Genomic DNA, 23,071 nt, shown 5'->3' on the forward strand with positions numbered 1-23,071 from the left:
GGCGGGCGCGGCAGGCATAATGCCGCGCATCTCGCCCGGACCACCGCACATGCTGGAAACAGTCGAACACGAAACCGCCGCCGCGCCGGCCTGGACCGTCCTGTGGCTGCACGGACTCGGCGCCGACGGCCACGACTTCGCGCCGCTGGTGCCGGAACTGCTGCGCCCCGACTGGCCGGCCCTGCGCTTCGTGTTCCCGCATGCGCCGGTGCGCCCGGTGACCATCAACAACGGCGTGCGCATGCGCGCCTGGTACGACATCGTCAGCCAGGACTTCTCCAACCGCGCCGATAGCGCCGGGGTGGCCGCCTCGGTCGCCGAGGTCGAGCATTTGATCGCGCGCGAGCACGAACGCGGCGTGCCCGCCGAACGCGTGCTGCTGGCCGGCTTCTCGCAGGGCGGCGCGATTACCCTGGCCGCCGGGCTGCGTCGCGAACGGCCGCTGGCCGGCCTGATCGCCCTGTCCACCTATCTGCCGGACGTGGCCGAGGTCGGGCGCTGGCATGCGCCGGCGGCGCTGGCGCAGCCGGTGTTCATGGCCCATGGCCAGGGCGACCCGGTGATCCCGCGCACCTTCGCCGCACAGACCGCGCAGGCGCTGCAGGCGCTGGGCATGCCGCTGCAATGGCAGCAGTACCCGATGGCGCACCAGGTCTGCGCCGAGGAGATCGCCGATCTGCGCGACTGGATGAGCGCGCGCTTCGCCGCCGGCTGAGGCACCCCGGGGGCGCCCCAGCCGCGGCGCGGCCAGCGCCACCATGGCGCGGATGACGGCCCGCCGGAAGCGGCGCTACTATGCGGCCAGGCCTCGCTCCAGCCGCTGAGGTGACGCACGTGAAGGTGTTGATCGCCGACGACGACCCCCTGGCGCGCGAGCGCCTGCGCGCGCTGCTGGCCGAGCATGCCGGAGTCGAGGTGGTGGCCGAGGCCGGCAATGGCCTGGACGCCTTGCGCGCCTGCGCCGGCACCGGCCCGGACCTGGTGCTGCTGGACATCGCCATGCCGGGCGCCGACGGGCTGGAGACGGCGCGCCACCTGGCCAGCTTCGAGCCGCGTCCGGCGGTGGTGTTCTGCACCGCCTGCGATGCGCACGCGCTGTCCGCGTTCGAAGCGGCGGCGATCGATTACCTGATGAAGCCGGTGCGTGCCGAGCGGCTGGCGGCGGCGCTGGAGCGTGCGCGCACCTTCCTGGCCGGCCGCGGCGGCGCCGGCGCGCCCACGTCGGCGCGGCGACGCAACCACCTGTGCGCGCGACTGCGCGGCAGCCTGCGCCTGATCCCGGTCGACGAGATCCACTACCTGCACGCCGAGGAAAAGTACGTGGTGGTGCACCACGCGCGCGGCGAGGACCTGATCGAGGAGTCGCTGAAGGCGCTGGAGGAGGAGTTCCCCGAGCGCTTCGTGCGCATCCACCGCAACTGTCTGGTCGCGCGCCACGAACTGGTCGAGCTGCGGCGCCTGGTCGAGGGCCAGGTGCAGGCGGTGTTGCGGCATGGCAAGCAACCGCTGGAGGTGAGCCGGCGCTGCGTGGCGCAGTTGCGGCAGGAGATCCGGCAGCGTTGAGGCGGGATTAGGGATTGGGGATGACCCGCCGTGTGGCCGGCGGGTGGGAGGCGGTCGGCTGACAGGACGCACGGGCTTGGTTGCGCACCCGCGGCGGCGCTTTCCGCGATAATGCGTCGATGAAGACCCTGCGCATCGCAACCCGCAAGAGCCCGCTCGCCCTGTGGCAGAGCGAACACGTCGCCGCGTGCCTGCGCCGGGCGCATCCGCAGTTGGAGGTGGTGCTGGTGCCGATGAGCACCCGCGGCGACGAAGTGCTGGATCGCTCGCTGGCCGCGATCGGCGGCAAGGGCCTGTTCCTGAAGGAGTTGGAGTTGGCGATGCTGCGCGGCGAGGCCGATTGCGCGGTGCACTCGCTCAAGGACGTGCCGATGGAACTGGACGCGCCGTTCGTGCTGCCGGCGATTCTGCCGCGCGCCGATCCGGCCGATGCGCTGATCTCCAACCTGTACGCCTCGCTGGACGCGCTGCCGCTCGGCGCGCGCGTCGGCACGTCCTCGCTGCGGCGGCAGGCGCAGTTGCGGGCGCGGCGTCCGGACCTGGAACTGCTGGACCTGCGCGGCAACGTCAACACGCGCCTGGCCAAGCTCGACAACGGCGGCTACGACGGCATCGTGCTGGCCTGCGCCGGCCTGCAGCGGCTGGGCCTGGACGCGCGCATCACCCAGCGCCTGCAGGCGCCGGACTGGCTGCCGGCCCCGGCGCAGGGCGCGATCGCGGTGGAATGCCGCGCGGATGCCGGCGCCGCGCTGGCGCTGTTCGCCGCGCTGGACGACGCGCCGACCCGCACCTGCGTGGAGGCGGAGCGGGCGATGAACCGCGCCCTGCACGGCAGCTGCCACGTGCCGGTGGCCGCCTTCGCGCAATGGCGCGGCGAGGACCTGCACTTGCAGGGCCTGGTCGGCGGCGTCGCCGACGGGCGCCTGGTGCGCGCCGATCTGCAGCGCAGCGCACAGGATCCGCAGGCCCTGGGCCAGGCCGTGGCCGACGCCCTGCTCGGCGCCGGCGCCCGCGAACTGCTCGACCTCGATCTGCCGGCCTGAAGGCCCACAGCCGCGCGCCACCCCTGTAGGAGCGGCTTCAGCCGCGACGGGCGTTACCGGGAATGCCCGTCGCGGCTAAAGCCGCTCCTACAATGGGCTACGTGGCGCTCGAAAGCTGCGGCCGTGTGCTGGCCGGTTGCAGCGAAAGCCGCTGCTGCGACGAGGTCGAACGCGCCTGGAGCCTGCCGTTGCCGACCCTATCCGGTCGCGGCTGAAGCCGCTCCTACAGAAAAGCGGGGTGCGCGCGATGTGGTGTCGCCCATTGCGCGTCGCGCGGCGACCGGCACCGCCACGCCGCCGTCAATCAATCCGACCCCGGAACCCCGGCGTTTCCCAATCCCGATTCCCGACTCCCCAATCCCGGCTCACTTGAACTTGTAGACCAGGTTCATCGTGGTCAAGGTATCGGTCTTCTTCTTGTTGTCGCTGACGTCGCTGTTGTAACGCGCCTGCCAGCCGGCCTTGAGCGCCAGACGCTCGTTCATGCTGACCGCGATGCCCAGGTCGTTCTGCGCGAAGGTGTTGTAGGCACCCGATTCGACCAGCAGGGTGTTGCCCAGCTCGGTGTTGCTGGTCAGGCCGTACTTGAAATCGACCAGGCCGCGGCCGATCAGGCCGGTCTCGGTGCGGTCCTCGACCACGTCGTGGGCGCGGCGCACGCCGGGACCGATCTGCACGTCGATGCTGCGGCGGTCGCCGTCCATGATCCGGGTGCCGTAGCCGATACCGATCGTGGCCAGGCGGTCGTAGGTGGCGAAGTCGTCGCGCTCGTAGCGCAGCGAGGCGGTCAACTGGCGGTGCTCGCCCAATTGCAGCGCGCTGCCGGCGCTGCCGGTGTAGCGGTTGGAGGTGGTCTGGCGCTTGCGCGTGGTGGTGCCGTCCGGGTTGGTGTCGGTGTACTCGGCGCTGGCGTGCAGGGCGAGCAGGTCCAGGCTGTGGATCCAGTCTCCGTCCACGTACTGGCCCTTGAGCCGGCCGTTGAGGCTTTCGTTGGTGCTGTTGCCGTGCGAGGAAGCGAAGCCGAGCTCGCCCGATCCGCTCCACGGCGAACTGGCCGGGTCCGTGGCTGCCGACGGGGTGGCGACGTCGGCGGCCCAGGCCGGGGACGTGCTCAGCAGCAATGAGGCGATGGCGGATACGAGGGTGGCGCGGCGGAACATGGCTTCTCTCCGGGAGGGGGAACGCAGCCTGCGGCTAACGAAATGGAAACGATTTCATCATACCGGATCCACATGACACCCTGGACGCCGCCCGGCACCGGCTTTCATCGACGGTTTGGGCGCCGGGCACGATCGCCGCGCCGGGCAGGCGTTTTCCGCCCGCGACTCAGACATAATCGGGGCCATGGACCGCTACGAACGCATCAACGCACTGCACCGCCTGCTCAAGTCCGCGCGCTACCCGGTGACGGTGGCGCGGCTGCAGGACGAACTGGGCTGCTCCCGCGCCACCGTCTACCGCGATCTGGCCTTCCTGCGCGACGCGCTGATGGCACCGGTGGAGGGCGACGGCGAGGCCGGTTTCCGCTACGAATCCGGCGAGAGCGACCGCTTCGAGCTGCCGGGGCTGTGGCTGAGTTCGGAGGAGCTGCACGCACTGCTGGCCTCGCAGCAGCTGCTGGCGCGGACCGGCGGGGGCGTGCTGTCCTCGGTGCTGGCGCCGCTGCAGCAGCGCATCGAGAGCCTGCTCGCGGCGCAGGCCGGCGCGACCCACTGGCCGGTGGAGCGGGTGCGGGTGATCCCGCACCGTGGCCGCAAGCTCGACGAGGCCAGCTTCCGCACCGTCGCCTCGGCGGTGTTGGAGCGCAAGCGCCTGTCGTTCGATTACCGCGCGCGCTCCACCGACGAATCGACCAAGCGCACGGTGTCGCCGCAGCGCATCACCCACTACCGCGACAACTGGTACCTGGACGCCTGGGACCATGGCCGCGACGCGGTGCGCAGCTTCGCGGTGGACCGCATCAACCAGGCGCGCCTGCTCGACCAGCCGGCGCAGGACGTGGCCGACGAAGAGCTGGACACGCAATTGGCGGCCAGCTACGGCATCTTCTCCGGCGCGCCCAAGGGCTGGGCCACGATCGTGTTCAGCCCCAAGGCGGCGCGCTGGGTCGCCGACGAGCACTGGCATTCCAAGCAGCAAGGCCGGTTCCTGGCCGACGGCCGCTACGAACTGAAGGTGCCGTACAGCGTCTCGCGCGAACTGCTGATGGACGTGCTGCACTACGGCTCGGATGCCGAGATCGTCGAGCCGCGCTCGCTGCGCGAACAGGCCAAGGCGCTGCTGTCGCTGGCATTGAGCAACTACAGCGACGATTGAGCGCTAGCCGCCGCGATGCATCGACGTGACCTGTAGGAGCGGCTTCAGCCGCGACAGGCCTTCCCGGGAAGGCCTGTCGCGGCTGAAGCCGCTCCTACAGGGGATGGATTGCGTTCACGCCGCGTCCAGCGGCGCGCCGCCGCCGAGGATCACCCCGATGTTGCGCTCGATCCAGTCCACCAGGGCGTGCACGTGCGCGGCCGCTTCCTCGCCGAGCGGGGTCAGGTCGTATTCCACGTGCGGCGGCACCACCGGGTAGGCGGTGCGCTGCACCAGGCCGTCCGCCTCCAGCGCCTGCAGGGTCTGCGACAGCATCTTTTCGCTGACGCCTTCCAGGCTGCGGCGCAGGTCGCCGAACCGGTGCGTGCCCTTGCGCAGCGCCACAAGCACCAGCACGCCCCAGCGGCTGGTCACATGGCTGAGCACGGCGCGCGAGGGACAGTTCTGCGCGAACACCTGGCCGCGCAGCAGGGGCGTATCCGCGCAGTCGCGCGGCGCATCGTCGAGAGCTTCGGAAAGAACGCTGGACACGCGGTGCACCTGTCTGTGGGGGGAGACGCCCCCGATCATACGGTCCGTGCGCGGCGCTTCGCTGAGCGGCAGGTGATCGGCGGCGCACGCCGCGATCCTGTGGGCTTCCGGTCGGCATGCGGGACGGGAGCGGCGTGCGCCCCGTCCGGCACTGCTTGCGGCCGTGGTAGCAGGGGGCGGGGCGGCGTTGGCGCCTCGATCGCGAAGGCGCGGCGGTTGCCGCGCGGCACAGTCTGCCGCCGGCGCGGGCGTGGCGCGATCAGGGCTCGCTCGGCACCTCGAAGCCGAGCTTGCCGACCTGGTCGCGGCGCTGTGGCACGCGCTTGAGCTTGTCGACGTTGACCCCGTAGTCGCGGTCCAGCTTGCCGACCAGTTCGCGGTACTGCTTGTAGTCCATGTCCGGCTCGCGCGCGAACACCCAGGCCAGGTCGCGGTCGGGGTAGTCCACCAGCGCCCAGGAATAGTCGGGCGCCACTTCCAGGATGCGGTACTTGGTCGGCACCACGGCGAAGAACCAGGTGGTCCAACGACGATTGCCGGTGTCTTCCTTGACCGTGGCACGCGAGGTGATTTCCTTGACCGGCTCATCGAAGCCCTTGCGGTACTGGTAGCGCACCGCGATCTTGCCGTCGTCCTTGAGCGTGTACTCGTCGCTGCTGGCGACATGGCCGCGTTCGGCGAAATAGGGGATGTGCGCGATCACGTACCAGCGCCCCATGAAGCGCTCGAGGTCGATCGGGGGTTGCGCCGATTCGCGTTCCGGGGACTTCGCCCGGGCCGCCGGCAGGGGGACGGCCATGCCGAGCAGCAGCACCGAGGCGAACAGGGGGAGCAGGCGCATAAGACGGAATCCGGAGACGTAAGGAGACAAGCTAGTGAGTATCGAGCGAAAGCCATGTCAATAGTGGGTCGCAGCCGTTGAGATGCGGGCGCGGCACGCTGCGCGCCTCATCGCCCTCCGGAGTCGCCGCCATGCCGATCGCCCATTCCTCCCGTTCCGCCCGCGCGCCGCACCCAGGCCTGCGCCGCCTGGTGCTACAGGCGCTGCTCGCCGGGCTGGCCCTGGTCCTGGTGTGGCCGGCCGCGCGCGGCTACAGCGACTGGCTGGGCTGGCGCCCGCTGTGGCTGCTGGGCATGCCGTTGAGCGCCTGGTGGGCGTTGCATCGCTTCCCGTTGCCGCTGCGGCCGTTGCGCCGCGCACTGGCGCGGGCGCGGCCGCGGGTCCAGGCGCGGCGGCGCGCGCCAGCGGCATGGCGGACCACGCGCGCGGCCTGACCTTCGGCAGGGGAGGGCCCTGGTTTTCGCGTGCTACGTTGCCAGCCTGACCTTTCTGGACCCTTCCATGCCCTCTCTTGCCCATGCCTGCCTGCTCGCCGGACTGATCGTCTCCGGCACTGCCGCGGCGAAGGAAACCGCGATGCCCCAAGACCCCTATGCCTGGCTCGAAGACGTCACCGGCGCCAAGCCGCTGGAGTGGGTCAAGGCGCAGAACGCCAAGACCGAGGCGCGGCTGACCGCCGAACCGGGCTTCCAGGCGCGCGAAGCCGGCATCCGCGAGGTACTGGATTCGGATGCGAAGATCCCGGGCGTGCAGAAGATGGGCAAGTACTACTACAACCTGTGGAAGGACCGCCAGCACGAGCGCGGGCTGTGGCGGCGCACCACGCTGGAGGAGTACCGCAAGCCCGAGCCCAAGTGGGAGACGGTGCTGGACCTGGACGCGCTGAACAAGGCCGAGGGCGAGAACTGGGTGTGGCACGGCGTCGAATGCCTGCGCCCGGAGTACCGCCGCTGCCTGATCGCGCTGTCGCGCGGCGGCGCCGACGCCGACGTCACCCGCGAATTCGACATGGACACCAAGCAGTGGGTCAAGGACGGATTCTTCCGTCCCGAAGCCAAGGGCGGCCTGGGCTGGATCGATGCCGATACCGTCTACCTGTACACCGACTTCGGTGCCGGCTCGATGACCAGCTCCGGCTATCCGCGCATCGTCAAGCAGTGGAAGCGCGGTACCCCGATGAGCAGCGCCACACTGGTCTACGAGGGCAAGCCGGACGACATGTATATCGCCGCGATGCGCGACGACACGCCCGGCTACGAGCGCGACTTCGTCAGCCGCACGCTGGCCTTCTACAACGACGAACTGTATCTGCGCGCCCCCGGCGCCGATGCGCGCCTGACCAAGATCGACGTGCCCAACTCGGCCAACAAGAGCGTGCACCGCGAGTGGCTGACCCTGGAGCTGCGCGAGCCGTGGAACGTGGGCGGCAAGACCTATCCGGCCGGCGCGCTGCTGGTCACCCGCTTCGACGACTTCATGGCCGGCAAGCGCGAGTTCCAGGTGCTGTTCACGCCGACCGAGACCGCCTCGCTGGCCTCCTTCGCCTGGACCAAATCGCGCCTGGTGCTGAACGTGCTCGACAACGTCAAGAGCCGGCTGTGGGTGCTGACCCCGGGCGCGGGCGAGTGGCCGCGCACGCCGTTCCCGGTCGGCGACCTGGCCTACGGCAGCACCAGCGTGTCCGCGGTGGATGCCGACGAGAACGACCAGGTGTGGTTGACCTCCACCGACTTCCTGACCCCGACCACGCTGATGCTGGCCGACGTGCAGCGCGGGCCGCAGAGCATCGAGACGCTCAAGGCGATGCCGAGCTTCTTCGATGCGTCCAAGGACGAGATCGAGCAACACTTCGCGGTCTCCAAGGACGGCACCAAGGTTCCGTACTTCCTGGTCCGGCCCAAGCAGCTCAAGCTCGACGGCAGCACGCCGACGCTGCTCTACGCCTACGGCGGTTTCGAGGTCTCGATGACCCCGTCCTACTCCGGCGGCATGGGCCGCGCCTGGCTGGACCAGGGCGGCGTGTACGTCCTGGCCAACATCCGCGGCGGCGGCGAGTATGGCCCGCGCTGGCACCAGGCGGCGCTGAAGCAGAACCGGCACAAGGCCTACGAGGACATGGCCGCGGTCGCGCAGGACCTGGTCGCGCGCAAGATCACCTCGGCCAGGCACCTGGGCGTGCAGGGCGGCAGCAACGGCGGGCTGATGGCCGGCAACATGCTGATGCAGTACCCGCAGCTGTTCGGCGCGGTGGTGGTGCAGGTGCCGTTGCTGGACATGAAGCGCTACAGCCACCTGCTGGCGGGCGCCTCGTGGATGGCCGAGTACGGTAACCCGGACACCGACGACTGGAAGTACATCCAGACCTTCTCGCCGTACCACCTGTTCGACCCGAAGAAGACCTATCCGCCGGTGATCTTCCTCACTTCGACTCGCGACGACCGGGTGCACCCGGGCCACGCGCGCAAGATGGCGGCGAAGATGATCGACGCCGGCAAGGACGTGACCTACTACGAGAACATCGAAGGCGGCCACGGCGGCGCGGCCAACAATGCGCAGGCCGCGCACATGGCGGCGCTGGCGTACAGCTTCCTGTGGGAGCGGTTGGCCGACTGAGCATCGGCAACGGTTGCATGCAGCGTCGATCGACACGGGCCCGCTGAGACAAAGCGGGCCCGTGTCGTTTGCGAAGGTGGGTAGAGGTCAAGTCGGACAGTGAGAACCGCGGACGATCGGTATCCGCAATGAGGCCCTCATGCAGGGCGGTGAATGTGGCATTGGCAGTGCTGGAGCGGCGCAATGAAACTGGAGGATCTCGGCCAACGGATCTGCATTCTCGGGCCTTCCAACAGCGGCAAATCGACCATGGCGCAGGCGATCGGGCAGGCGCGCGGCTGCGCGACAGTGCATATGGACCAGTTGTGGCATCTGCCCAATACCACCTGGACACCGCGGCCCAGCCAGGACTTCGCGGCGCTTTACGAGGCCGCACTGGCCCAGGAGCGGTGGGTGATGGAGGGCAACTATCTTCGCTTTCTTCCGCAACGTCTGGCGCGTGCCACCGGCATCATCGTGTTGGACATCCCCACCATCACCAGTGTGCTTCGCTATCTGCAGCGAAGCTGGCGCGACTCCCACCGTTACGGTGCGCTGGAAGGCGCCAAGGACCAGGTGACGTGGGCAATGCTCCGCCACATCACGGTCGTCGAACGTGGCAAACGAAAAGAACTGTCGAGGCTGGTCGACGCCGCGGCCTTGCCGACGCTCGTCTTGCCGTCGACCGTCGCCATCGACCGGTTCTATCGCTGCGAACGGTTGCCTCGTCCGGGCCGGCGTCCTTCGCCAGTCTGAAGCATGGTCTTGCAGACGAACCGGGCGCGGTGACAACGCTCCTGGCACGCAGGCAGCGTTTGCCGATGCGCGATGGTCGTCTGCAAGGCGCCGCTACAAACGTAGGAAGCGTCCTGTGGGAACGGCTTCGGTCGCGCCGGGGTTTGCCGGGAACGCCTTGTCGCGGCTGAAGCCGCTCCTACAGGGCAAGCGGCCTTCGTTATGATTGTGGCGACAGCAGGGTGCTGGAGGTGCCCTACAGCCGCTCCAGCCCACGCGCAATCCGCGCCACGGCCTGCTCCAGCCGCGGCAGGCTCTGCGTGTAGGCGATGCGCACGTGCTGGCGTGCGCGGTGCCGGCCGAAATCCACGCCTGGGGTGAACGCCACGTGTTCGGTCTCCAGGAAGTGCGCGCAGAACGCCTGCGCGTCGTCGGTGAACGCGCCGACATCGGCGTACAGGTAGAACGCGCCCTGCGGTTCGACGTCGATGCGGAATCCGAGCGCACGCAGCGCCGGCAGCAGGTAGTCGCGGCGTTGCGCGAATTCGGCGCGTCGCGCTTCCAGGATCTGCAGGGTTTCCGGCAGGAAACAGGCCAGCGCCGCATGCTGGGCGATGCTCGAGGCGCTGATGTACAGGTTCTGCGCCAGCTTCTCCAGCGCCGGCACCGCCGCACGCGGCGCCACCAGCCAACCCAGGCGCCAGCCGGTCATGCCGAAGTACTTGGAGAAGCTGTTGAGCACGTAGGCGTTGTCGTCCACTTCGAGCACGCTGGGCGCGTCGACGCCATAGCTGAGGCCGTGGTAGATCTCGTCCACCACCAGGTGTCCGCCGCGCGCATGCAGTGCCTGCGCCAACGCCGCCAGTTCGGCGCGGTCCAGCAACGTGCCGGTGGGGTTGGCCGGCGAGGCGACCAGCGCGCCGACGCTGTCGGCGTTCCAGTGCGCGTCCAGCAGGGCCGGCGTCAGTTGGTAGCGGCTGTCCGGACCGACCGGCACCAGCTGTGCGCCGCCCTCGACCAGGCGCAGGAAATGGCGGTTGCACGGATAGCCGGGATCGGCCAGCAGCCAGTGCTTGCCCGGATCGACCAGCAAGGCGCTGGCCAGCAGCAACGCGCCGGACCCGCCCGGGGTGATCATGATCCGCGCCGGATCCAGGTCCACGTCGTGGCGCTGCCGGTAGAAGCCGGCCAGCGCCTCGCGCAGCGCCGGCAGCCCGCGCGCGGCGGTGTAGCGGGTGTGGCCGGCCGCCAGCGCGGCCTGGCCGGCGGTCACGATCGGCGCGGCGGTGGTGAAGTCCGGTTCGCCGATCTCCAAGTGGATCACGTCGTGGCCGGCCTGTTCCAGTTCGTTGGCGCGGGCCAGCAACGCCATCACGTGGAAGGGTTCGATCTCGCGGCTGCGCTGGCTATAGCCGGGCGCGGCGGTCGGTGGGGGTGAGGGAAGGGAAGCCATGCCCCGATGATAGAGGAGCGCGCCGCAACAAAACGTTGCGCGCTTGCCAGGATGCGGCGTTGCGCGGAGACTCGCCCGCACCGTGCGGCATCGTGCCGTGTGCGTGCCGCCTCCCGGCCGGGTGGCGCCATCCCGTTGCGTTGCCGCCGCTGGAGCCCCATTAGATGCATCCCCGTCCCTTGCTAGCGAGCTTCCTCCTGCTCATGACCGCGCCCTTCGCTTCCGCCCTCGCCACCGACGCCACTCCCCCGCATCCGGCCAAGCAGCCGCACACGGTCAAGGCGCCGTTCGGCGCCACCCGCCAGGACGACTACTACTGGCTGCGCGACGACAAGCGCGAGAACCCGCGGATACTGGCCTATCTCAACGCCGAGAACGCCTACGCCGACGCGGTGCTGAAGCCGCTCAAGCCGCTGGAGGACACCCTCTACGGCGAGATCGTCGGCCGCATCAAGCAGGACGACAGCAGCGTGCCGTACCGCGAGCGCGGTTACTGGTATTACACCCGCTACGAGAGCGGCAAGGACTACCCGGTGCACGCGCGGCGCAAGGGCAGCATGGACGCGCCGGAAGAGGTCCTGCTCGACGTCAATGCCATGGCCGCCGGCAAGGGCTATTTCAGTGTCGGCGATGCGGTGGTCAGCCAGGACAACCGCCTGCTGGCGTGGACCGAGGACGACGTCGGCCGCCGCCAGTACGTGGTGCGCTTCAAGAACCTGGAGACCGGCGAGGTCTACGCCGATCGCGTGCCGGGCGTGTCGCCGGACGTGGTCTGGGCCGACGACAACAAGACCCTGTTCTACGTCGAGAACGACCCGGAGACCTTGCTCACGGTGCGGGTCAAGAAGCATGTGCTGGGCACGCCGGCGGTGCAGGACGCGCTGGTCTACGAGGAGAAGGACGACAGCTTCTACATGGGCCTGGGCCGCACCCGCGACGACAAGTACATCCTCATCGGCGTGGAAAGCACGGTGTCCTCCGAGCAGCGCTACGCGCCGGCCGCCGATCCGCAGCACTTCACCGTGCTGGCGCCGCGCGAGCGCGACGTGGAGTACAGCGCCGACCATTTCGACGGGCGCTGGGTGATCCGCACCAACTGGAAGGCCAAGAACTACGCGCTGATGACCGCGCCGGACGGCGCGACCAAGCGTTCGCAGTGGCAGGCGTGGTTGCCGTACGACGAGAAGGTGTTCATCGACGGCTTCGAGCTGTTCGACGGCTTCACCGCGATCGCCGAGCGCTCCGACGGCCTGGAACGGATCCGCCTGCATTTCGCCGACGGCCGGGAAGACTACGTCAAGGCCGACGAGCCGGCGTACTCGATGGGCCTGTCGGTCAATCCCGAGCCGGACACGCCGTGGCTGCGCTACAGCTACACCTCGCTGACCACGCCGGCCACCACCTACGAACTCAACACCCGCACCGGCGAGCGCAAGCTGCTCAAGCAGCAGCCGGTGATCGGCTACGACGCGAGCAAATACCAGACCGAGCGGGTGTGGGTGACCGCGCGCGACGGGGCCAAGGTGCCGGTGTCGCTGGTGTACAAGAAGGGCTTCAAGAAGGATGGCACCGCGGCGCTGTACCAGTACGCGTACGGCAGCTATGGCATGTCCACCGATCCCAACTTCAATCTGCCGGTGGTGAGCCTGCTCGACCGCGGCGTGGTCTACGCCATCGCGCACATCCGCGGCGGCCAGGAAATGGGCCGCGACTGGTACGACCAGGGCAAGCTGCTGCACAAGACCAACACCTTCACCGACTTCATCGACGTGACCCGCGCGCTGGTCAAGCTCGGCTATGCGGCGCCGGACCGGGTCGCCGCGGCCGGCGGCAGCGCCGGCGGGCTGCTGATGGGCGCGGTGGCGAACATGGCGCCGCAGGACTACCGGGTGCTGGTGGCGCAGGTACCGTTCGTCGACGTGGTGACCACCATGCTCGACCCGAGCATCCCGCTGACCACCAACGAGTACGACGAGTGGGGCAATCCCGAGCAGAAGACGTACTACGACTACATGCTCGGCTACTCGCCGTACGACAACGTCAAGCGCCAGGCGTATCCGGCGCTGTATGTCGGCACCGGGCTGTGGGATTCGCAGGTGCAGTACTGGGAACCGGCGAAGTGGGTGGCCAAGCTGCGCGAATACGACACCGGCAGCCGGCCGATCGTGTTCCGGGTCAACATGGAAGCCGGCCACGGCGGCAAGTCCGGGCGCTTCCGTCGCTACCGCGAGCAGGCCGAGTCGTATGCGTTCATGCTCGATCAGTTGGGCGTGGAACATGCGGCGAAGTAGCGTCGGCTAGGCTGGCATCCTGTCGCGGCTGAAGCCGCTCCTACAGTGCAGGCGGCCGGCGCATCGCCGGCTTCCTGTAGGAGCGGCTTCAGCCGCGACGGATTCCGAAGCCGCTGACTCAGGAACGCCGCGTCGCGACTGAAGTCGCTCCCACGCCGGCAGGTGCGCCGCCTGCCGGCTGGGTGCACTGTGGGGAGGGACTTCAGTCCCGACTGCAGGAAGCTCGGCCGCCGCATCGCGCGCGGCGACGGATGCAGAGTGGCGATGCGCGGCCGCTCTCGACGCAGCGAGGACACGCCGCGACGCACGGCCCGCATCCCCATCCGGCCGCGGCTTTATCATGCACCGATGGAACCCCCTTCCCGTTTCCGCTGGGCATGGTGGCTGCTGGCCTACGCCAGCCTGGCGACGGGCATTGTCGGCATCTTCGTGCCGGGACTGCCGACCACGGTGTTCGTGCTGATCTCCGCCTACGCCGCGTCGCGCGGCTCCGAGCGCCTGCGCCGGCGCCTGCTGGAGGATCCGCGCTTCGGCGCCAGCATCCGCGACTGGGAAGCGCACGGGGCGGTCAGCCGCCGCGGCAAGTGGATGGCCACGCTGACCATGGCGGTCTGCGCGCTGGTGCTGGTGCTGTTCGTGCACACGCGCTGGGTGCAGGTGCTGGCGATCGGGTGCATGAGCGGCGTGGCGCTGTGGCTGTGGCTGCGCCCGGAGCCGCCGCCGCGCGAGTGAAGGGGCGCCAGCGTGACGCCGCCCGCGGCACAGCCGGTTCATGCCCTTCTGGCTATACTCGGCGCATGAGCACATCGTTCCCTCATCCGATCCGTATCGCCCTGTTCGCCGCCGCCCTGCTGGCGCTGTCCGGGTGCGGCAACAAAGGCCCGCTGGTGATGCCGCAGAAGCCGGTCCCGGTGGAAACCGCGCCGGCCACCGCGCCCGACGCGACGCCGCCCGCCAGCACCGATCCGGCCGGCCAGGCGCAGCCGGTCGATGGCCAGCAGCAGCCGGTCGACGACACCCCCACCCCCACGCCCACCACCAATGGGAATGAGTGAGGCCACGCCCGCGGCGCGCCTGCGCTTTTCCAAGATGCAGGGAGCGGGCAACGATTTCGTGGTGCTCGACCTGCGCGACGGCACCCCGGCGCCCGACGCGACGCTGGCGATGCGTATCGCCGACCGCCATTTCGGCGTGGGCTGCGACCAACTGCTGACCATCGAGGCGCCGCGCAGCGCCGAGGCGGTGGCCAGCTACCGGATCTGGAATACCGACGGCAGCCTGGCCGGGCAGTGCGGCAACGGCGCGCGCTGCGTCGCCGCCTGGCTGGTGCGCGACGGCACCGCCACCAGCGACAGCTTCGTCATCGACAGCCCGTTCGCCTCGCATCGCATCGAGCGCGGGGCCGACGGCCAGTTCGCGGTGGCGATGGGCGTACCGCGCTTCGCCCCGGAGGACGTGCCGCTGGTCGGCTTCCCGCGCGCGCGCGAGGAATACGTGCTGCCGCTGCAGGGCGGCAGCGTGCGCTTCGGCGCGGTGTCGATGGGCAATCCGCATGCGGTGCTGGAAGTGGGCCTGGTCGATGCGGCGCCGGTCGAGCGGCTGGGGCCGCTGCTGCAGCAGCATGCGTCGTTCCCCGATTCGGTCAACGTCGGCTTCGCCCAGGTGATCGACCGCGGCCATGTGCGCCTGCGCGTGTACGAGCGCGGTGTCGGCGAGACTCTGGCCTGCGGCAGCGGCGCCTGCGCCGCGGCGGCGGTGCTGATCCAGCGCGGCCGCGTGGAACGCGACGTGCGCGTCACGCTGCCCGGCGGCGAACTGCGCATCCGCTGGCCGCACGACGACGCGCCGGTGGTGATGTCGGGGCCGGCGGCGTTCGTTTTCGATGGGGAGTGGATCCGATGAGCGAGACCCAGGACAAGCTCGGCGCGCACGACGTCGCCGCATGGCTGCGTCGCCACCCGACGTTCCTGAAACAGTTTCCCGATCTGGCGCTGACCCTGGTGGTGCCGCGCGACGACGGCCCGACGGCGTCGCTGGCGAGCTACCAACTGGAAGTGCTGCGCGACAAGAACCGCGAGTTGTCGCGGCGCCTGTCGGAGCTGGCCGCCAACGCCCAGGTCAACGAACGCCTCGCGGTGCGCACCCACCAGCTGACCCTGGCGCTGATGCGCCAGGGCAACGCCGCTGACAGCGTGCGCGCGATGGCGGCCTCGCTGCAGGAGGATTTCCAGGGCGACCTGGTCAGCATCGTGCTGCTGCAGCCGCTGCCCGGCCTGGAACAGGCGCCGTGGCTGCAGATCCTGGCCCAGGACGATCCGCGGCTGGCGCCGTTCCGCGACTGCCTGAAGGACGGCGAGCCGATCTGCGGCCGCCTGCAGCCTGAAAAACAGGCGCTGCTGTACGCCGAGCGTGCCGACGAGGTGCAGTCCACCGCGCTGCTGCCGTTGCCTGGGGTGGGCCTGCTCGCGGTCGGCAGCCGCGACCCGAACCGCTTCTATCCCGGTATGGGCACGCTGTTCCTGCGCATGATGGGCGAGTCGCTGGTGGTGGCGCTGCAGCGATGAGCGGCGCCGGGACCCGGGGAAGCGCCGGACCCCGGACTGCCGGCGACGACGCCGGGCAGGCGGCTGGTGCCGCGCAAGACGCGGTCGCTCCCGGATCTCAGGGGGCCGCGGCCCGGTTTCTTGCCTATCTGCATGTCGAGCGCCGCATGTCCGCGCATACGCTGGACGCTTATCGCCGCGATCTCGCGGCGTTGGCGGCATGGGCGGCGGACAACGCCAACGCCGACCTGGCCGCGCTCGATGCCGAGCAATTGCGCCATTTCATCGCCGCCGAGCACCGCCGCGGCCTGTCGCCGAAGAGCCTGCAGCGGCGCCTGTCGGCCTGCCGCAGCTTCTATGCATGGTTGCTCAAGCACGGCCAGATCGCCGCCAGCCCGGCGGCCGCGCTGCGTGCGCCGAAGGCGCCGCGCAAGCTGCCGCAGGTGCTGGACGCGGACGAGGCGGTGCGCCTGGTCGAAGTGCCGACCGATGCGCCGCTGGGCTTGCGCGACCGCGCGCTGCTGGAACTGTTCTATTCCTCCGGGCTGCGCCTGAGCGAGCTGTGCGCGCTGCGCTGGCGCGACCTGGATTTCGCCAGCGGCCTGGTCCGCGTGCTCGGCAAGGGCAACAAGCAGCGGCTGGTGCCGGTCGGCTCGCACGCGCGCAAGGCGCTGCTGGAATGGCAGGCGGAGACCAAGGCGGCGGTCGAGGCGCCGGTGTTCCCGGGCCGCGGCGGCGCGCCGATCGGAGCGCGCGCGGTGCAGATCCGGATCAAGCAGCTGGCCGGGCGCCAGGGCCTGTTCAAGCACGTGCACCCGCACATGCTGCGGCACAGTTTCGCCAGCCACATCCTCGAATCCTCCGGCGACCTGCGCGGCGTGCAGGAACTGCTTGGCCACGCCGACATCGCCACCACGCAGATCTATACCCACCTGGATTTCCAGCATCTGGCCAAGGTCTACGACGCCGCGCATCCGCGCGCCAAGCGCAAGACCTGAGCGGCCGAACGCAGACGGCACGGCGGTAGGGTCGCGCGCGCTTGTTCTGGATCAAGGCGCGCGCCGCGGGGAGCGGAGAGAGTGTCCGCTGAACATGCAGCGAGACAGATCGATGGCGAAACCCTTTCCATTGCACCCCGCGCATCCGGAGCGGATCTGCTGGGGCTGCGACCGCTATTGCGCGGCGGACGATCTGGCCTGCGGCAATGGTTCTGGACGCGTCATGCATCCCATCGAGGCGCAGGGCGAGGACTGGTACCTGCTGTGGGGCATCGAACCCGAGCCGCAGCGCCCGAGTCACGCCAGGATCGCCAACGGCCGAGCCGCCGACGCTTGAACGGGCGCTGGCATGCCCCCACACCTGAAGAACCGTTTCGGAGGCCGCATGGACCCCAGTCAGAATCCCAACGTTTTCCACGCCACCACGATCCTGTCGGTGCGCCGCGATGGCCGTGTCGCCGTGGCCGGCGACGGCCAGGTGACCCTGGGCCACACCGTGATGAAGGGCAACGCGCGCAAGGTGCGCCGGCTCGGCCGCGACGGCCAGGTGCTGGCCGGTTTCGCCGGCGCCGCCGCCGACGCCTTCACCCTGTTCGAACTGTTCGAAGCCAAGCTGGAAAAGCATGGCCAATTGACCCGCGCGGCGGTGGAACTGGCCAAGGACTGGCGCACCGAACGCCGCCTGGGCAAGCTCGAGGCGCTGCTTGCGGTGGCCGACAAGGAAACCTCGCTGATCATCAGCGGCACCGGCGACGTGATCGAACCGGAGGACGGCATCATCGCCATCGGCTCCGGCGGCTCCTACGCCCTGTCGGCGGCGCGCGCGCTGCTCGGCCACACCGCGCTCGACGCGAAGACCATCGCGGTCGAAGCGCTGAACATCGCCGGCGACATCTGCATCTATACCAATCGCAACGTGGTGGTCGAAGAGCTGTGAATCGGGAATGGGGAATCGGGAATCGCCACGGCGGTTCCTGTCTCCGTTGCCGATGACGCCTGCTTTTCCCATTCCCGATTCCCCATTCCCCATTCCCTCTTCGATTCCCCGACCATGACCGATACCCATAGCACCATGACCCCGCGCGAAATCGTGCAGGAACTGGACCGCCACATCGTCGGCCAGCACGACGCCAAGCGCGCGGTGGCGATCGCGCTGCGCAACCGCTGGCGGCGCATGCAGCTGCCCGATGCGCTGCGCAACGAAGTGATGCCCAAGAACATCCTGATGATCGGCCCCACCGGCGTGGGCAAGACCGAGATCGCGCGGCGCTTGGCGACGCTTGCCAATGCCCCGTTCGTCAAGGTCGAGGCCACGCGCTTCACCGAGGTCGGCTACGTCGGCAAGGACGTGGAGCAGATCGTGCGCGACCTGGCCGACACCGCGGTCAAGCTGTACCGCGAGCAGGCCAAGGTGCGCGTGCGCACCCAGGCCGAGGACCGCGCCGAGGACCGCATCCTGGATGCGCTGCTGCCGCGGCGCAGTGCCGGTATCGGCTTCGATCCGGAGGCCGCGCGCAACGAGCCGTCGGCGCAGGACAGCGACACCCGCAGCAAGTTCCGGCGCATGCTGCGCGCCGGCGAACTGGACGAGCGCGAGATCGAACTGGACGTGGCGGTCAACGTCAACATGGATATCATGACCCCGCCGGGCATGGAGGAAATGGGCCAGCAGCTGCGGCAGATGTTCGCGAACCTGGGCGGCAGCAAGTCGCAGGCGCGCAAGCTGACGATCAAGGCGGCGCGGCCGCTGCTGATCGAGGAAGAGGCGGCCAAGCTGGTCAACGAGGAGGACGTGCGCGCCGCGGCGATCGAGGCCTGCGAGCAGCACGGCATCGTGTTCATCGACGAGATCGACAAGGTCGCCAAGCGCGGCGAAGCCGGGTCCTCCGGCGGCGACGTGTCGCGCGAAGGCGTGCAGCGCGATCTGCTGCCGTTGGTGGAAGGCTCCAACGTCAGCACCAAGTACGGCACGGTCAAGACCGACCACATCCTGTTCATCGCCTCCGGCGCGTTCCACCTGGCCAAGCCCAGCGACCTGATTCCGGAACTGCAGGGACGTTTCCCGATCCGGGTGGAACTGTCGGCGTTGTCCAAGGAGGACTTCATCCGCATCCTCACCGAACCCAAGGCGGCGCTGACCAAGCAGTACGAAGCCCTGTTGCTGACCGAGGGCGTGAGCCTGCGCTTCACCGACGATGCGATCGACCGGCTGGCCGAGATCGCGTTCCTGGTCAACGAACGCCAGGAGAACATCGGCGCGCGGCGGCTGCATACCGTGCTCGAACGCTTGCTCGATACCTTGAGTTACGAGGCGCCCGACCGCGACGGGCAGAGCGTGGTGGTCGACGCCGCGTACGTGAACGCGCACCTGGGCGAACTGGTGCAGGATCCGGATCTGAGCCGGTACATCCTGTAACCGCTGGTCTGCGGCGCGTCTCGCGTCCCGGGACGCGTCAGGCGCGCGTGGATCCTGTGGGAGCGACTTCCGTCGCGACGGGTTATATCGGTAAAGCCTTGTCGCGACTGAAGTCGCTCCTACAGACGCTTCATCTGCAAACCATGAATCGGACGAGCGCGTCTGCGCATGGCGTCTACCGGAGCCCTGTAGGAGCGGCTTCAGCCGCGACCCGGTCTTCGGAAAGGGCAGGTCGCGACTGAAGCCGCTCCCACAAGAAGCCCTTTCACCATGGCCGTCGCAGCAGCGCAGTGCGCGCGATTCGCATGCGCCCGGCAAAGTCAGTACAGCGGTGTCCCCGCCTGGTACGCGGCCACGAAGCCCTGCCAGTCCAGTTGCACCTGCGCGGCGTAATCGAACGCGAACTGGCGCAGTTCCGACTTCAGGCCGCTCTTGCTGGTGACCGCCTGGTCGATCTGCTTGTCGATGCTGTAGGGCACCACGTTCGCGTCGTAGTCCTGGTCGGACAGCGCGTGCGCCGAGGCCAGCGCCTGGCCCAGGTAGGTGGCCGCGGTCGCGAGCTTGCCGGCGCTGCTCAGCGCGGTCGGGTCCAGGTCTTCCTGGAACGGAGATTTCTCGTGCACGTAGAACGGCACGCCGGCCACGCTGGCGTAGCCGATCAGCACGTCCGCATCCAGGGTCTGCGCCTTGGCGGTGCGCGCCACGCGCGCGCCCTCGTTGTTGGCGTAGCCGGAGGCCGGCATCTGCGACGGTGCCGCCACGGCGACCACGCTGGCCGCTTCCTGCTTCCATTCCAGGATCACGTCGTCGCCGGTCGCCGCGCTCGGGCCTTCGATCAGCACGTACAGGCGCAGGCGGCCGAGGCTGCCGGTGCCCGAGCCCAGTTTCTGGCGCACGTCCTTGATGGTGTAGTAGCTGCTGGCATAGCGCTTGGACGCGGCGATCGAGCCGATGTAGCCGTTCATCGCTGCGGCCACCGCCGAGGCGGTGCTGGCGTCCACCGCGACCAGGGTGTCCAGGTCCTGGAACTGGCGCTTGCCGCCGCTGACCGCGGTGTACTTGGACAGCAGGCTGCCGCGGCTCTTGCCGTCGGCGTTGTCGATGGCCTTGGCCACCACGCCGCTGGTGTTGCTCTTGCTCAACTGGAAGCTCTTCTCGGCGTCGCTGCCCTTGAAGTCGCCGATCTTGTCCAGGTAGGCGCCGACCATCGTGTCGATGGCATCGCCGATGTCGCTGTCGGACAGGCCATTGTCGCGCCCGGCCAGGACCATGCTCGCCGCCAGCCGGCGCAGGTCCCACACGTACTGGCCGAGGTGGCCTTCGTCGAAGTCGGCGACCTTGAACACCGCCTTGCCGCTGCTGTCGCGCGCCGCGTCGAAGTTGCCGAGGTGGGGGTCGCCGCCCAGCCAGGTATAGCCGGTTTGCGGCGAGGTCCACAGCGAGCCCGGCAGGGTCTTCATGTCCTGGTAGAACAGATGGTCGGTGCCGCGGTAGAACGCGTAGGCGCTGCCGGCCATCGCCGCCAGCTTGGTGTCCAGTTCGGCGTGTTGCGCCGCATACGCATGGTTGTAGTCGTGGATCTGCTGCACGACCCAGGCGTCGCGCTGGCTGGCGGCGGTGGCGCAGCCGGCGGTGGCGGCGAGCAGCAGGCCGATCGGCAGCAGGCGCGGCAGGCGGATGGGCATGGCGGGGCTCCGGACACGGACAGGGCCGCCAGTGCAGCATGCCGGCGTTGCACGGCGATGAATCGCGCCGCCACGCCGCGGCTACAGATAGCGCAGCCAGGCCAGATCGCGACGGCGCGCCTTCAGCCGCGCGAACGCGGCGGTGGGCCAGTACAGCGCCAGCCCCAGCGCCGCGGCGATCGCCCACAGCGCCGCCACGCTGTCCACGCCGAACAGGCTGCCGTGGCTGGCGCCCCAGAAGGCCAGCGCCGCCAGGTAAAGCAGCTTCAGCACGTACAGGTGCAGCAGGTAGAAGAACATCGGCGCCGCGCCGATCGCGGCCAGCGGCGCCAGCGCCCGCGCCAGCCGCGGCCGTTCGTACAGGCGCAGCAACAGCAGGCCCACGCCCACGGTCAGCAGCAGGAACAGGAGCGATGGCGGGTACTTGGTCAGGTTGAAGAAGCTCATCGCGGTATGCGCGAGGTCGTCCTGGGCCTGCCAGGGCGCATCGCCGTAGCCGTTGTGCCAGCGCAGCAGGTGGAACAGCGCCAGCGCGCCGAGTCCGCAGGCCAGCAGCCGCTGCTGCCGCTGTGCCGGCGCGGTGTCGGCGCCGTACCAGGGGCCGGCCGCATAGCCCAGCGCGATCACCCCGATCCACGGCAGCAGCGGATACGAGGTCCGCAGGCGCAGGTCGCCCAGTTGCAGCCAGCCGCGGTCGTGCAGCACCGCCCAGGCCGTGGCCAGCGCGCCGTCGCCCTGCACGTGCACGCCGTCGAGCAGATTGTGCCCGGCCACCAACAGCGCGCCGAGCAGGGCCAGCAGCGGCCGCGGCAGCCACAGCAGCGCCGCCAGCGCCAGCATGCTCAGGCCGATCGCCCAGATCACCTGCAGGTACAGCACCTGCGGCGGGAAGGCGAAGGTCCAGGCGAGGTTGACCAGGGTCAGCTCCAGCACGATCAGGAACAGCCCGCGCTTGAGCAGGAACGCCGCCGCCGCGGCACGGCCGCGCGGCTGCCGCGCAGCGTACAGCCAGGCCGACAGCCCGGTCAGGAACACGAAAACCGGCGCGCACAGGTGCGCCAGCAGGCGGGTCGCGAACAGCGCCGGCGCGGTGCGCTCCACGTCCATCGGGTCGCCGATCTGGTGCTGCATGTAGAAGGTCTCGCGCACGTGATCCAGCAGCATCAGCAGCATCACCGTGCCGCGCAGCAGGTCGATCGAGGTCAGGCGCGCGGCCGGCGCTGCGGGGACGACGGGGGAAGCGGGCGAAGCGAGGGCAACAGGCGGCATGCGGCGCGATCAGTGTTCGTCTATTGAAATAATATAACATTAGACCTGCGGGCATCTGCGCGCCAGTGATGACGCCCCTGGTCTTGCTGGTGTTATGGCTGCGCTGTCTATCGAGGCCGCGGCCGCAGCGAGCGGCGAGCGATGTCTTGCGGGTGCACGTTGCTGGCTGCGCCGGCCGCTAGCCCGGTTTGGGAGCGGCCGAGATCGCGGCCCGTTGCCTGTGGCCGTTGCGCCCGGCCCCGCGCGGCGCTCAGTCCTCGCCGATGTCCTCGTTCCACACGTCCGGGTTGGCGGCGATGTAACCGCCGAGCAGGTCGATGCATTCCTGGCTGTGCAGGTCGATCACGTTGACGCCGCTCTCGCGCAGCCAGTCGATGCCGCCCTGGAAGGTGACCGACTCGCCGACCACCACGGTGCCGATGTTGAACTGGCGCACCAGGCCGCTGCAGTACCAGCACGGCGCCAGCGTGGTGACCATGATGGTGTCCTTGTAGCGGCGCTGGCGGCCGGCCTTGCGGAACGCGTCGGTCTCGCCGTGCACCGAGGGGTCGCCCTCCTGCACGCGGCGGTTGTGGCCGCAGCCGAGCAGGCGGCCGTCGTTGTGGTACAGCGCCGCGCCGATCGGGATGCCGCCTTCGGCCAGGCCCTGGCGGGCTTCGGCGATGGCGGTGTCGAGCAGGGCGCGGTAGTCGGGGGTGGTCAGCATCGTGCGGGCCGGCGGGGGTGTGGCTACGCAGTCTGGCCCAGGCGGCCAGGGCTGTCATCCGCCGCGCGGCCGGTTGACCGCCACGGAGC

The 23,071-nt window shown here is 69.5% G+C and carries 21 protein-coding genes and 2 pseudogenes; 16 read left to right on the forward strand and 7 right to left on the reverse strand.

What is annotated here, in order from left to right; all coding sequences use genetic code 11:
• Positions 1 to 49 precede the first annotated feature (49 nt).
• The 3 genes from AB3X07_RS03875 (at position 50) to hemC (ending at position 2,606) form a co-directional block, all read left to right on the forward strand.
• Positions 50 to 715 carry an alpha/beta hydrolase gene (locus AB3X07_RS03875; RefSeq protein WP_369942919.1) on the forward strand — a complete coding sequence of 222 codons (666 nt, stop codon included), beginning with the start codon at positions 50 to 52 and terminating at the stop codon, positions 713 to 715.
• An 80-nt stretch (positions 716 to 795) separates the two neighbouring features.
• On the forward strand, positions 796 to 1,563 hold the full coding sequence (locus AB3X07_RS03880) for a LytR/AlgR family response regulator transcription factor (RefSeq protein WP_369942921.1): 768 nt from the start codon (positions 796 to 798) through the stop codon (positions 1,561 to 1,563).
• Between the two features lie 119 nt (positions 1,564 to 1,682).
• The gene (hemC, locus tag AB3X07_RS03885) at positions 1,683 to 2,606 is read left to right on the forward strand and encodes a hydroxymethylbilane synthase (RefSeq protein ID WP_369942923.1); all 924 of its coding nucleotides are present in this window, start codon (positions 1,683 to 1,685) and stop codon (positions 2,604 to 2,606) included.
• 365 nt (positions 2,607 to 2,971) lie between these two features.
• Here the strand turns inward: hemC and AB3X07_RS03890 are convergent, their stop codons facing one another.
• Positions 2,972 to 3,766: a DUF481 domain-containing protein gene (locus AB3X07_RS03890; RefSeq protein ID WP_369942924.1), complete on the reverse strand. Its 795-nt coding sequence runs from the start codon at positions 3,764 to 3,766 to the stop codon at positions 2,972 to 2,974.
• 184 nt (positions 3,767 to 3,950) lie between these two features.
• On the opposite strand from AB3X07_RS03890, the gene AB3X07_RS03895 reads away from it, so the two are divergent.
• Positions 3,951 to 4,922 carry a helix-turn-helix transcriptional regulator gene (locus AB3X07_RS03895; RefSeq protein ID WP_369942926.1) on the forward strand — a complete coding sequence of 324 codons (972 nt, stop codon included), beginning with the start codon at positions 3,951 to 3,953 and terminating at the stop codon, positions 4,920 to 4,922.
• A gap of 114 nt (positions 4,923 to 5,036) precedes the next feature.
• Here AB3X07_RS03895 and AB3X07_RS03900 read toward each other — a convergent pair whose 3' ends face one another.
• Positions 5,037 to 5,453, reverse strand: a complete 417-nt coding sequence (locus AB3X07_RS03900) for a winged helix-turn-helix transcriptional regulator (protein WP_369942928.1) — start codon at positions 5,451 to 5,453, stop codon at positions 5,037 to 5,039.
• Between the two features lie 259 nt (positions 5,454 to 5,712).
• Positions 5,713 to 6,294, reverse strand: a complete 582-nt coding sequence (locus AB3X07_RS03905; RefSeq protein ID WP_369942930.1) for a lipocalin family protein — start codon at positions 6,292 to 6,294, stop codon at positions 5,713 to 5,715.
• A gap of 131 nt (positions 6,295 to 6,425) precedes the next feature.
• Here AB3X07_RS03905 and AB3X07_RS03910 point away from each other — a divergent pair, with 131 nt between their 5' ends.
• The 3 genes and pseudogenes from AB3X07_RS03910 to AB3X07_RS03920 all read left to right on the forward strand — a co-directional run.
• Entirely contained in the window at positions 6,426 to 6,728 is a 303-nt protein-coding gene (locus tag AB3X07_RS03910) for a hypothetical protein (protein ID WP_369942932.1), read from the forward strand.
• 67 nt (positions 6,729 to 6,795) lie between these two features.
• On the forward strand, positions 6,796 to 8,907 hold the full coding sequence (locus AB3X07_RS03915; protein ID WP_369942934.1) for a prolyl oligopeptidase family serine peptidase: 2,112 nt from the start codon (positions 6,796 to 6,798) through the stop codon (positions 8,905 to 8,907).
• A gap of 249 nt (positions 8,908 to 9,156) precedes the next feature.
• Positions 9,157 to 9,432, forward strand: a pseudogene (locus AB3X07_RS03920) (AAA family ATPase); the annotation flags it as partial.
• 445 nt (positions 9,433 to 9,877) lie between these two features.
• On the opposite strand, the gene AB3X07_RS03925 reads toward AB3X07_RS03920, so the two are convergent.
• A complete protein-coding gene (locus AB3X07_RS03925) occupies positions 9,878 to 11,074 on the reverse strand; it encodes a pyridoxal phosphate-dependent aminotransferase (RefSeq protein ID WP_369942936.1) in 1,197 nt (398 codons plus the stop codon).
• 203 nt (positions 11,075 to 11,277) lie between these two features.
• Here AB3X07_RS03925 and AB3X07_RS03930 point away from each other — a divergent pair, with 203 nt between their 5' ends.
• The 9 genes and pseudogenes from AB3X07_RS03930 (at position 11,278) to hslU (ending at position 19,322) form a co-directional block, all read left to right on the forward strand.
• Complete coding sequence (locus tag AB3X07_RS03930; RefSeq protein WP_369942938.1) at positions 11,278 to 13,365, forward strand: S9 family peptidase; 2,088 nt, start codon at positions 11,278 to 11,280, stop codon at positions 13,363 to 13,365.
• Positions 13,366 to 13,713: 348 nt separating this feature from the next.
• The gene (locus AB3X07_RS03935) at positions 13,714 to 14,097 is read left to right on the forward strand and encodes a YbaN family protein (protein ID WP_369942940.1); all 384 of its coding nucleotides are present in this window, start codon (positions 13,714 to 13,716) and stop codon (positions 14,095 to 14,097) included.
• Positions 14,098 to 14,162: 65 nt separating this feature from the next.
• Positions 14,163 to 14,420, forward strand: a complete 258-nt coding sequence (gene lptM, locus AB3X07_RS03940; RefSeq protein ID WP_369942941.1) for an LPS translocon maturation chaperone LptM — start codon at positions 14,163 to 14,165, stop codon at positions 14,418 to 14,420.
• The gene (gene dapF, locus AB3X07_RS03945; protein ID WP_369942943.1) at positions 14,413 to 15,267 is read left to right on the forward strand and encodes a diaminopimelate epimerase; all 855 of its coding nucleotides are present in this window, start codon (positions 14,413 to 14,415) and stop codon (positions 15,265 to 15,267) included. Before lptM ends, dapF begins: the two co-directional genes overlap by 8 nt.
• The gene (locus tag AB3X07_RS03950; RefSeq protein WP_369942945.1) at positions 15,264 to 15,929 is read left to right on the forward strand and encodes a DUF484 family protein; all 666 of its coding nucleotides are present in this window, start codon (positions 15,264 to 15,266) and stop codon (positions 15,927 to 15,929) included. The genes dapF and AB3X07_RS03950 overlap by 4 nt, the downstream gene beginning before the upstream one ends.
• Positions 15,930 to 16,075: 146 nt before the next feature.
• Entirely contained in the window at positions 16,076 to 16,906 is an 831-nt protein-coding gene (xerC, locus tag AB3X07_RS03955) for a tyrosine recombinase XerC (RefSeq protein WP_369942947.1), read from the forward strand.
• 112 nt (positions 16,907 to 17,018) lie between these two features.
• Positions 17,019 to 17,105 (forward strand): annotated as a pseudogene (locus tag AB3X07_RS03960) (DUF3079 domain-containing protein); the annotation flags it as partial.
• Between the two features lie 186 nt (positions 17,106 to 17,291).
• Entirely contained in the window at positions 17,292 to 17,843 is a 552-nt protein-coding gene (gene hslV / locus AB3X07_RS03965) for an ATP-dependent protease subunit HslV (protein ID WP_369942949.1), read from the forward strand.
• A 114-nt stretch (positions 17,844 to 17,957) separates the two neighbouring features.
• On the forward strand, positions 17,958 to 19,322 hold the full coding sequence (hslU, locus tag AB3X07_RS03970; RefSeq protein WP_369942951.1) for an ATP-dependent protease ATPase subunit HslU: 1,365 nt from the start codon (positions 17,958 to 17,960) through the stop codon (positions 19,320 to 19,322).
• Between the two features lie 320 nt (positions 19,323 to 19,642).
• On the opposite strand, the gene AB3X07_RS03975 is transcribed toward hslU, so the two are convergent.
• The 3 genes from AB3X07_RS03975 to AB3X07_RS03985 form a co-directional block, all read right to left on the reverse strand.
• Positions 19,643 to 21,007, reverse strand: a complete 1,365-nt coding sequence (locus tag AB3X07_RS03975; protein WP_369942953.1) for a DUF2252 domain-containing protein — start codon at positions 21,005 to 21,007, stop codon at positions 19,643 to 19,645.
• 81 nt (positions 21,008 to 21,088) lie between these two features.
• Positions 21,089 to 22,276, reverse strand: coding sequence for a DUF1624 domain-containing protein (locus AB3X07_RS03980; protein ID WP_369942955.1), 1,188 nt, complete (start codon positions 22,274 to 22,276; stop codon positions 21,089 to 21,091).
• A 250-nt stretch (positions 22,277 to 22,526) separates the two neighbouring features.
• Positions 22,527 to 22,982: a nucleoside deaminase gene (locus AB3X07_RS03985; RefSeq protein ID WP_369942957.1), complete on the reverse strand. Its 456-nt coding sequence runs from the start codon at positions 22,980 to 22,982 to the stop codon at positions 22,527 to 22,529.
• Between the last annotated feature and the right edge of the window lie 89 nt (positions 22,983 to 23,071).

This window comes from Xanthomonas sp. DAR 35659 (assembly GCF_041242975.1).
GTDB lineage: Bacteria > Pseudomonadota > Gammaproteobacteria > Xanthomonadales > Xanthomonadaceae > Xanthomonas_A > Xanthomonas_A medicagonis.